The sequence below is a fragment of the Lonsdalea iberica genome, from assembly GCF_002111585.1.
Lineage (GTDB): Bacteria > Pseudomonadota > Gammaproteobacteria > Enterobacterales > Enterobacteriaceae > Lonsdalea > Lonsdalea iberica.
In genome coordinates this window covers 1-10,675 of record NZ_LUTP01000068.1, presented here as the reverse complement: position 1 = coordinate 10,675, position 10,675 = coordinate 1, and the positions used below count along the sequence as shown (strand labels likewise).

The following is a 10,675-nucleotide window of genomic DNA, read 5'->3' as shown; positions in this document are numbered from 1 at the left end:
TGCTGCTCTTTCGAGGTGTTTTTCTTCGAGGTGTAGGTGGTCAGGTAGACACCGGCAATAACCAAAAGGATGGCGAAAAAGCCCAGCATTTTGGTGCTTTTCCACTCCCCGAAAAAGCACACGCTGAACAGCGACGTCCCAATCAGTTGCAACCCGGTGGAAACGGGCATGGCTTTCGACACGTCGATTTTCGTGAACGAGACGTACTGCAAATATTGACCGAAGGCCCAGCACATCCCCGAACCGGCTCCCCCGATGATCACCGGCCATACCAGATTCGCCGGCACGAAGATCGCGACGATGAGGGCGACGACGAAGGCGCCAAGCGTAGTGCCGATGATTTGATTATTGGGCGAGCCGCCGATAGAGGACACCACTAGCGGGAGGATCCCCCAAAATAGCGCCGGGATCAGCGCAATCATTATGTTCATGCTTATGTATCTCTTTGCGGATTGACGACATTTCCCCCTTCCTCCGGCCGACGGCGCGGAGAGAAAGGGAGGCCGTGTTGGCTGGGGCGGTAAAAATTATCCCTGTCCGCCCTGGAAAGAGGGGTAGAGCGTCATGCCGCCATCGGCGAACAGCGTAATGCCGGTGACGTAGGAGGCTTGCTCAGAGGCGAGCCAGGCCGTGACGTTGGCGATCTCTTCGGGTTCGCCCGCGCGTTTCATCGGGATCATTTTCTCCAGCGCCGCGCGCTTCTCTGGATCGTTCATTTTCTCTTTATTGATGGGCGTGTTGATGGCGCCCGGCCCGATACCGTTGATGCGAATCCCTTTGTCCGCATATTCCAGCGCCAGCGTCTGCGTCAGCAGTTTCACCCCCCCTTTGCTGGCGGCGTAGCTGGCAAAGGTCGGCCACGGGATCTGTTCGTGCACGGAAGACATATTGATGATCGTGCCCTGAATGTTATTTTTCAGGAAATACTGGATGGCGATTTTGGCGGTGAGAAAATAGCTGGTTAGGTTGACGGAGATCACCTGGTTCCAGTCATCCAGCGTCGTCTCATGGGAAGGGGTTTGTTTCTCAATACCGGCATTATTCACCAGGATGTCGAGGCGTCCGAAGGTGTCGATGGCCGTTTGAAATACCTTTTGCGTATGCTCTTCCAGACTAATGTCGCCTTTGAAGAGGACGGCTTTCCCGCCGCTCTGTTTGATTGCGTCGGCGACCTCGTTCGCCCCGTCATCGTCCGAGCGATAACACACGACCACGTTAACTTTCTCTGCCCCGAAACGTTTGGCAATCGCCGCGCCAATGCCTTTCGATGCACCAGTGACAATCGCCACCTTACCCTCTAAATCATTGAACATAATAACTTTCCTCACAGTGAGCGTGTGTTTGTGCTGTTTTACACGTCGTTTTACACCTATGGGTGTCAAGCCGGTGGTATGGGGATGGCGCGGTTAACGCCGGAAGCGCCATGTCGCGGTCGCGTCGCCTTAGCACCCGAAAGAGGGCGCGGCTACCCCAGAACGATTGGCTGATGCGTCGCCTCGCTGCGGCGCTTTATCTCCCACGACGAAGCCTGAGGCGGGTAGGCGCTCCCGATGAAGGCGCGTCACCCTTCGCGTCGCTAGAGTATAGTTCATGCCAGTTTTTTCTCTTTTGGCGGCTGAAAGGCAGCGAAATACGCGGGCTTTTGTTGTGAATGCCGCAGGAAAGGCGAGATGGAGGTGACCCGTAGAGTGGAAAATGCGCTGGCGGCGGGGGCCAGAGGGGCTGCCGTAGGCCGCGCATCAGAGGGAAATGATCGCACCGACGACTCGCTGACATGGCTGCCCGATTCAATGAGGGCTACCCGGCCTACAATCAGTGTGGAGAGTGGCGCCGTAAGGTCAGCGAAGGCTTTTCGTTAAACAATTTCTGGTAGTCGCTGGCGAACTGGCTTAAATGCCAGAATCCCCACTGCATCGCGGCATCTTGCACTGTACGGTGCGGGGTATTGGGGTCGACCAATTCTCGCCGCACCGCGTTAAGGCGAATAATCTTAAGCCAGGCGTTGGGGGCGATGCCGAGTACGTTCTGGAAGGCATTTTGCAGGGTACGACGACTCACGTGCAGCCGGTTGCATAGATCCAGAACGGTGACCGGCTCCGAAGTTTGGCTCAGCACATACTCTCGCGCAAAGGCGATCAGCTTGCCGTGATGATGACTCTGCGCCGGTTCCGGCGGCGGCTGGACGTTTTCCAAAAAGGACATCAGCATCGTGAGAAGGTTATGATTCAACAGTTTCTGCGTGTTGCCCCTTTTCATTACCTGCGGAAAATGGCTGCTGTACCACAGCGCGTGGCGGATGTAATCGCACAGTTGCGCTTTATTGCTGAGATCCATCTGCAGCGTGGTGCCGCGAGTCAGCCGTTCAGTCAGCCACTCCGGATCGCTGAGTGCCCCGATGTATTGCTGGAGCACCTCATGCGAAATCACGACGCCCAGGATGGAAAAGTCGTCCGGCGTCGAAAGTTCGAACTCTTTCCCGCCGGGGCTGACGGCAATGCCGTACTTGTCCAGCGGCTGCGCGTTGATAAACCCCATGTTCTCCTGCGTGGAAGGAATGCCGAACCACAACGAGCCCGCCCAGGCCATGCAAGACTGACGCAAAGCAAGGTTGGTGTATTCGTGACAGAGCTGCATGCCGTCCAAGAGTAGTTCCTGCAGCTCGCCGCGAAAATGACCGGGGGAGACCTGATCGTAGAGCTGTTGCCAGGCGGTGATGGTGCGGGACTGTGCGTAGACGTCCTGCGTGTAACGCTGGTGCATCGGGTGGGGTTGATTCAGTAATGCCTGGACGGTGTCGGGAGGTGCCGGTTGGGCATCGAGCTGATGCGGATGAAGGCGATGGCCTGTTTTCATCGGTCGTTTCCTCCGGTAAACCTCTGCGCTGTGTAGCGCAATGTGCCGATGGGTATGCGTGGTCCCTGCCGGTAGGTGGCGGCGACAGGGACGCTTAGCATACAAAAACTAGACGATGCGGAACATATCCACCATCACACAACGGCGAATTCGAACGAAAGTCCTTCCCGACGTCACCCCTTCGCCGGTTGGCGTGGAAATGGTCATGGATGTCCAGCCTTCGCCGCCGAATCCCAGCCCGGCGATACAGGGTCCGTTCTTAACGAAAATACTGGTGTTGATGCGGCTGGCCATCTTGTGCAAATGGGTGATGTCGGTTGAGTGCATCGACGCCGTATGGCGACATCCGCCCTCCAGCCGCACCGCAAGTTCGATGGCCTCGTCCACATCGGCCACGCGCACGACAGGCAGCACCGGCATCATCATCTCCGTCACCGCGAAGGGGTGATCCGCCGGCGTTTCCGCCAGCAGCAGCCGCGTGTCGTCGCTGACGTCCAGACCGATCGCCGCGGCGATCTTAGCCGCATCGCGCCCAACCCAGTCGCGGCTGGGGCGGCCTTTCCCATTTTCGTCGATATCGGTGAGCAGCAGCGGCAGCAGCTGTTCGACCTGGTTGCTCGTCAGCAACACCGCCTGATGCTGCTGCATATTGGCCAGCAACGCGTCGGCCACGCTATCGACGACGATTGCCACTTTTTCGTCGACGCAGATGATGTTGTTGTCGAAGGACGCGCCACGCACGATATCGCGCGCGGCACGGGCGACGTCCGCAGTTTCATCCACCACCGCGGGCGGGTTGCCTGCGCCAGCGGCGATCAGGCGCTTATCCGTGTGTTTACGTGCGGCCTCCACCACCGCTTCGCCCCCGGTCACGACCAGCAGGTTAATGCCCGGATGGCAAAACACACGCTGAGCGGTTTCGATATTCGGGTTTTCGACGGTGACCAACAGGTTTTCTGGCCCGCCGGCGGCCACTATCGCTTTATTCAGCAGGCTAATGGTGTGCAAGGAGACGTTCTTCGCCGAGGGGTGGGGAGCAAACACGATGCTGTTGCCTGCGGCGATTAGGCTGATGGCGTTATTGATGACGGTCGCGGCCGGGTTCGTCGAAGGGGTGACCGAGGCTACCACGCCCCAAGGTGCGTTTTCTATCAGCGTCATCCCGTTGTCGCCGGTGATTACCTGTGCCTCCAGGCTTTCCGTTCCCGGCGTGCTGCGCGCCTGGGAGACATTTTTGGCATATTTGTCGGTAACGCGCCCCATACCGGTTTCCGCCACGGCCATTTCCGCCAGCACCTGAGCGTAGCGCTCGCCGGCCTCGCGGATCGCCGCGATCACTCTTTGCCGTAAGACCACATTATCCAGCTGTTTCTGCGCTTGCGCCGCGGCATTAACCGCCTCATCCAATGAGGCAAAAACACCGTATTGCATATCAAATTTAGGTGCCGGACTTACCGGGGAAGTGGGCTCGGATATTGACTGTTTCATACGTGAATCCTCCAGGGTAGGTTTAGGCCCGATCCGCGTAGCGATCGCAATCGAAATGCGGAATAGCTCTCCCGGCGAGCGTTGAGCGGCGGTCACTCGTACGGTCGTCCTAATGCCGGTCGCACGGCGGATAGATTAATTGTGTGAATCTATCCGCGTGTTAGGCCGCTCTCGCTCGCGGGATATGGGCATGTTGCGACGTTTCAGCGTAGGCTACTATCAAAAATCGGCAAACTTCCCTTAAGTTTGACGCGCGTCATACATTGATGCTTTTCCTCAGACGGGGGGCCTGATTCACGTTATGGCTGCTGGCGGCTTGGTCTCGATCTTGCTTTGGCCTGGCACCGTCACCGCGCCGAGTCCCGCTGACGGCGCATTAACCAATATTGCCGCATTGCCATGAAGCTTGCCCTCCATCAGCGCTTGGTGGGCGAGGGGGATATCGCCGAAGGCAAAGACACGATTCAGCGTGGGAGAAATGCGTTTCTGATTGACCAGATGCAGGAATTCACCACATTCCCTGATGTTGGCATAGTGAGATCCCTGAATGCGTTTTTGATGCATCCACAGATGGCGCACATCAAAATCGCAGTTGTACCCAGAGGTGCCGCCGACGGTGACAATCATGCCGGAGTGATCGCAGATCTGCAGCGAAGTCGGAAACGTGTCTTGACCGGAGTGCTCGATCACCAGTTTAGGAAGCTCTTTTTTGCCAAGGGCTTTGAAGTAGTCGCGTCGAAATTGCGCGAAACCTCGGCTCCAGGCTAGGTACTCGCTGGAGTCTAAATTGGGCAGGCGCCCCAGATAGTCGTAGTGATTCCGCAGCAGGTAGCCCACTGCGCCCAGTGAGCGAATGTAATCGCCTTTTTCTGTGCTGGAGACCACGCCGATAGGCAATCCGCCCAGCGCGGCGACGATCTGCACCGACATCGACCCCAGTCCGCCCGCGGCTCCCCAGATGAGAACAGGATCGCCGGGTTTCACGTGGTTGGGAACCCAGTGGGTCAGTTGCTTGTAGGCGGTGGGGCCGTTCAGCATCAGCGTCGCGCTCTCCTCCCAGGTCAGAAATTCCGGTTTGGGGAAACATTGGTAATCTTCGACGCGGGTATATTCCGCAAACGAACCGAAGTTTCTCTCGTAACCGTAAATCTCCTGACTGCGGACAAACATGGGATCGGGCGCGAGACGGGACTCCAGCGACGTGGCGTCGTAGACCGAACAGGAGACCACCACCGCGTCGCCCGGTTTGACGTTCGTTACCTCGGCCCCGACGGCACAGACGATGCCAGCGGCCTCGGAACCGCCGATGTGGAAGGGTTCAGCGTCCTTCGACTTCTTCTTGCGGGCGGCGATGATATCCACCGGCTTGCCCAGCGCCGCCCAGACATTGTTGTAATTGAGTCCTGCCGCCATCACATTGATCAGCACCTGCTTCGACGACAGCGTTGGAACAGCGACGAACTCCCGTTGAATGGCTTGGATAGGGTCGCCATAACGTTCGGGCCGAATAATGTACGCGTTCATCGTTTTCGGAATAGTCAAATTCTGGTCCATTGTTTCACTCCCTGTTGACGGCTATGCGGCTGCCTGGAACGACAGGCATGGTCGGCTGTATCGCGTCTGTACCGCTCTCCCCGCGGACAGACCCGCTGGACGATGTCTTTCCTATTGGTCTTGTTTTAGTGCTTCGTCAGGTTCGGTTGAGGCGCACCCTTCGCCATCGACCTCTTTGCGTTGACGGGTCACGACTATCCCGGTCGCGGTAGCGCATGTCCCTCCCTGCGCGCTGTACAGCACAGCCGAGACAAACGCGATATCACGACTCTTCTTGTCGATAACGGCATCGATTCGGCAGGGTTTTTTACGGATAACGCGCAATATCTTCACTGAGAGTTCGACCACGCCCGTCGGCCTGCCGCCAAAGGCGTTAAATCCGCACAGGCCGATGGCCGACTCTAGCGCCGCGCTGATGACTGCCCCGTTGATGCCTATCGCCTGCAAGATACCGAATCCGCCCTGATGACAGGGGTTGTCATCGGCGATGTCCAGCGTCAGATGCTGTTCATCGCAGGCGGTGACGCGGAACCCCAGGGCGTTGAACAAGGGGGAGTCGTTGAACCTCTGTAAATCGTGATCGGTTTCCATTCATTCTCTCTGCTCTCTAAGTGGTACGTCAGGGGACAACTTCGCGGTCATTTACGCCGAAAAACTACGGCGCAAATGACCATGACGATGTCTTCCCGTGGACGAGCCTATCTAGCGACCTCGCCGCGACTCACGACGAGGTCGCGTCTGAGCGTTATTGCCGCTCGTCTTCGTTTTCCCCGGTGGCCTCGTGGGGTAGCGCCATGGCGACCAGCTCCTCAATACTGGCCGACCGGATGTCCTTATCGGCGCTGTCAGGGCGAGTCTGTTCGGCGGGCGGAGTGTCGTCCTGAGCAAGACGCAGCAGCGCATCGAGCAGGTCGCTGCTGCGCAGTCGTGCGATAGGGATGGCGTTGATCGCCTCACGGATCCGCGCGTCGTCTCCCCCGGCGGCCTCGGGCATCGGGATGTCGTCTCCCTCGGGGAGCAGTTGCTCGCCAAGGAAGGCGGCAAGCGCCTCGGGGGTCGGATAGTCGTAGGTCAGCGTGGCGGGCAGGCGCAGGCCGCTCGCTGCCGTCAGACGGTTGCGCAGCTCCAGCGCCAGCAAGGAGTCCAGACCGCTTTCCTTGAACGAGACATCCAGCGCGATGTGCGTCGCGTCCTCTTTGCCGAGAATGGCCGCGATGTTTTTCGCGATAGCGGATTGGAGATACTTCAGACGGGCGCCCGACTCCAGGGTCGCGAGCTCTTTGCGCAGATTCGGGCCATCGGCCGCGGCGCGGACGCGACGTGTGGCGCTCAGACCGGCCAGACGCTCCAGCAGCGGATGCAGCGTGCCGGAACGGCTGTTGTTGCGCAGCGTTTGCAGGTTGAGCGGCACGGCCGCCAGCGCAGCATACGGCAGGTCCAGCGCCGCATCGACCAACGCGTTGCCGTGTTCGGGGGTAATCGGCGCAAAACCGGTACGGGCGATACGGGCGTTGTCGGTGTCGCTGAGCGCGCTGGACATGCCGGTGACCGGTTGCCACCAGCCCCAGGCGAGCGAGGTGGCGGGCAGCCCCTGACGATGGCGGAACTGCGCCAGACTATCCAGAAAGACGTTGGCGGCGGCATAGTTCGCCTGTCCCGGACTCCCCAGCGTACCGGCGCTGGAGGAGTACAACACAAAGGCGGCCAGATCGTGATGACGCGTTTGTTCATGGAGATGCCATGCGGCATCGACCTTGGGGGCGAAGACTTGCTGGATGGCTTCTGGCGTCAGCCCCGCCATCGTGGAGTCCGCCAGCAGGCCTGCCGTATGGAATACCCCCGTTAGCGGACGTTCGGCTGGAATGGCCTCAAGCATGGCGCTGAGCGCGCGCGGATCGGCGATGTCGCAGGCGACAATATTCGCCGTCGCGCCGAGGCTTTCTAATCGCGCCTTCAACGGCGCCGCGTTGGCGGAAGCCTCGCCGCCGCGGCTGGCGAGCAGCAGATGGCGTATGTGATGCGTCGTGACCAGATGCTCCGCCAGAATAGCGGCCAGCGTCCCGGTGCCCCCGGTGACCAGAACGGTCCCCTCTGGGTCGAGCGGATGCGGGAAGGTCAGTACGACCTTCCCGGTGTGGCGTCCCTGCTGCATTAGCCGGAACGCCGGTATCGCTTCGCGGATGCCGTAAGTCGTGACGGGCAGCGGTTGCAGCGCGCCGGTGTGCATAAGTTTGAGTAGCTCGCCCAGCATCTGCGCGGTGGCTTCCGGGCTGCTATCGGGGCGTTCGAGATAGAAATAGCCGATCCCCGGATGTTGGGTTTTCACCTGTTGCTTGTCGCGAACATCGGTTTTACCGATTTCGATAAACCGACCTTGATCCGCCATCAGCGCCATCGATGCATCAATGAACTCGCCGGTCAGCGAGTTGAGGACGACGTTAAGGCCGCTGCCGCCCAACGTCGCCTTGAAGCGTTCGGCGAAGTCGAGGTGGCGAGAGCTGGCGATATGGTCGTCGGGAATCGCAAAACCGCGCAGAATGTCCCACTTGTCCGGATGGGCGGTCGCAAAGATCTCGGCCCCCAGATGGCGCGCCAACTGGAGCGCCGCCTGACCTACGCCGCCTGCCGCCGCGTGGATGAGGACTTTGTCTCCTGCCCGCAGATCCGCCAGATTGACCAGCGCATGATAGGCGGTCAGGAACGAGACGGGCACGCTTGCCGCCTGTGCGAACGACCACGTCTCCGGCATCGGTACGACGGTACGTTGATCGACGATAGTGACCGGGCCGAAAGCGCCTTCGGTCATCACCATGACCCTGTCGCCGACGGCGAAACGATCGACGTCCGGGGCGACTTCCGCCACCACGCCCGCCGCTTCGGTGCCGAATTCATGCTGCGGCGGGATCAATCCCAATGCGCACACCACGTCGTAAAAGTTGACGCCCGCGGCCCGTACGTTCAGGCGGATCTGCCCGGCGGCCAGCGGTGCCGCGGCCTCTGGCGCGGGTTTGAGGATCAGGTTGTCGATGCGTCCCGCGTTTGGAATATCCATGCGCCAGTGAGCTGCATCGGACGGCGGCGTCAGCAGATCGTCCGTGCTGCTTCGGGTCAGCATCGGGTAGAGAAGTTGGTCATCCCGCACGGCCAACTGCGACCGTTCGCTGGCCAGCGCCGCGGTGATCCATTCCGTCTTATGCAGCGGACGATCGGTATCCAGCAAGACGAACCGTCCGGGGTATTCGTTCTGAGCCGTATGCAGCAGGCCCCAAATCGTACTTTGCCTCAGGTCGGGTGCCGCGTGGCCGTCGGTGGAGACGGCGCATTTCGTCACGACCACCAGCGTGCTTTGAGATAACGGTTCGCTGTTGAGCCAGCGCTGCACGAAGGTCGTGACCTCCTCGGTCAATGCGCGCACCGCGGCGGGCGTGTCGGCGTCGTCGACAGGCTGGTGAGTCGGCAGCGGCCAGATAATGACGTTGGGCGGCGTGTCCTTTGTCGCTTCCTCCAGTGCGGACAGGTCCTGATAAGCGGACAGCGTGGGCAATGCCTGAGTGATATCGGATGCCGTGTCCAGCAGCGCCCAGTCTGTTATTGGCGGGGCGGCGCGTACAGCGGCGATAGCGTCAGGCAGGCGGCTCCAGGTCGTCCGCAGCAGATCGTGATGAGGAGGTTCGCTCAGCAGCTGTCGTAAACGGTCGCGGGTGGTTTCCCGCAGGGTGAGCGCCGACACGGCCAATACCGGCGTTCCCGTCTCGTCGACAGCGGTGATGGCAAGCGTATCGCCGGCAGTGAATCGCAGTCGCGCGCGCAGTTGACGCGCCGGTACGTCATGGAGAATGACGTCGCTAAATGCGAAGGGCAGGCGCAGTCCGTCGCTTTCGCCGTCGTCCGTCTCGGGCAATGCGATGACATGCAGCACGGCATCCAGCAGCGCCGGGTGCAGAATGTGGCCGGTGACCGCCAGCTCGTCGGGCAGGGTCGCGTCAACATAGATATCGTCCCCCCGCTTCCAAGCCGACTGCAACCCGCTGAAGGCCGGGCCGTATTCATAGCCTGCATCGACAAGACGGTTGCGCAGCCGCGCCAGATCGATCGGCTTCGCGTTTGCAGGCGGCCAGATCTCCGTATCGAATGTCGGCCACGCGGAAGGCGCCGATGAAGCCAGCTGCGCCTGCGCGTGGAGCGTCCAGGGCGCCGGTTCGGCATCGTTTTCCGAAGAGGGGCGGGCATGTAGCGTGACGCTGCGGCGGCCCGCCTCGTCAGCGGCCACTCGCAGATGCAGGTCAAGATTGCCCTGCTCAGGCAGGATCATGGGCGACTGCAACGTCAGCTCGAGGATGTGCGGAGATCCGACCATGAGCGCCGCGTGTCTCACCATATCCAGATAAGCGGTGCCGGGAAGCAGTACCACGCCTGCCGCCGCGTGATCCGCCAGCCAGGCGTGCGTAGACAAACCGATGCGACCGGTCAGCAGCACGCCGTCATCGTCCGGCAGGTCGATGGCGGCGCTGAGCAAGGCATGCTCCGCTGTCCGCTGACCCGCCGTGGCGACGTCGCCGGCGGGCAGCAGGTTCAGCCAGTAGTAGCGGTGTTCGAACGCGTAAGTGGGAATGTCGACGACGCGGGCGCTGGGATGCAGGGCGCGCCAGTTGATGTCGTGACCGTTGACGTAAAGCTTCGCCATCGCCTGGGTCATACAGGCGACCGCAGGCTGGCGCTTCTTCAGTGTGCCGATCACCGTGGCGGCGTCATCGACGGTTTCTTCCATCGGCGGCAATAA

7 protein-coding genes are annotated in these 10,675 nt (G+C 60.4%); all 7 read right to left on the bottom strand.

The features are described from left to right. On the bottom strand, nt 1-431 hold a 431-nt coding region (locus tag AU511_RS15955; protein ID WP_240503869.1), incomplete at its 3' end, for a GRP family sugar transporter. A gap of 96 nt (nt 432-527) precedes the next feature. Then, nucleotides 528-1,313, bottom strand: coding sequence for a glucose-1-dehydrogenase (locus AU511_RS15950; RefSeq protein WP_094100212.1), 786 nt, complete (start codon nt 1,311-1,313; stop codon nt 528-530). Nucleotides 1,314-1,812: 499 nt separating this feature from the next. Continuing rightward, the gene (gene eutR / locus AU511_RS15945; RefSeq protein ID WP_094110270.1) at nt 1,813-2,853 is read right to left on the bottom strand and encodes an HTH-type transcriptional regulator EutR; all 1,041 of its coding nucleotides are present in this window, start codon (nt 2,851-2,853) and stop codon (nt 1,813-1,815) included. Between the two features lie 108 nt (nt 2,854-2,961). Continuing rightward, complete coding sequence (locus tag AU511_RS15940) at nt 2,962-4,341, bottom strand: aldehyde dehydrogenase family protein (RefSeq protein ID WP_094100210.1); 1,380 nt, start codon at nt 4,339-4,341, stop codon at nt 2,962-2,964. 294 nt (nt 4,342-4,635) lie between these two features. Continuing rightward, nucleotides 4,636-5,895 (bottom strand): crotonyl-CoA carboxylase/reductase, encoded by a 1,260-nt coding sequence (ccrA, locus tag AU511_RS15935; RefSeq protein ID WP_094110269.1) that lies wholly within the window; start codon nt 5,893-5,895, stop codon nt 4,636-4,638. A 111-nt stretch (nt 5,896-6,006) separates the two neighbouring features. Then, entirely contained in the window at nt 6,007-6,486 is a 480-nt protein-coding gene (locus AU511_RS15930; RefSeq protein WP_094100208.1) for a PaaI family thioesterase, read from the bottom strand. Nucleotides 6,487-6,640: 154 nt separating this feature from the next. Next, a partial coding sequence (locus AU511_RS15925; protein ID WP_139829403.1) for an SDR family NAD(P)-dependent oxidoreductase occupies nt 6,641-10,675 on the bottom strand: 4,035 nt, incomplete at its 5' end.

Excerpts from the sequence above, each read along its gene's own strand:
- AU511_RS15940 (WP_094100210.1), bottom strand. The coding sequence starts at position 4,341 with ATGAAACAGTCAATATCCGAGCCCACTTCCCCGGTAAGTCCGGCACCT.
- ccrA (WP_094110269.1), bottom strand. The coding sequence starts at position 5,895 with ATGGACCAGAATTTGACTATTCCGAAAACGATGAACGCGTACATTATT.
- AU511_RS15930 (WP_094100208.1), bottom strand. The coding sequence starts at position 6,486 with ATGGAAACCGATCACGATTTACAGAGGTTCAACGACTCCCCCTTGTTC.
- eutR (WP_094110270.1), bottom strand. The coding sequence starts at position 2,853 with ATGAAAACAGGCCATCGCCTTCATCCGCATCAGCTCGATGCCCAACCG.
- AU511_RS15950 (WP_094100212.1), bottom strand. The coding sequence starts at position 1,313 with ATGTTCAATGATTTAGAGGGTAAGGTGGCGATTGTCACTGGTGCATCG.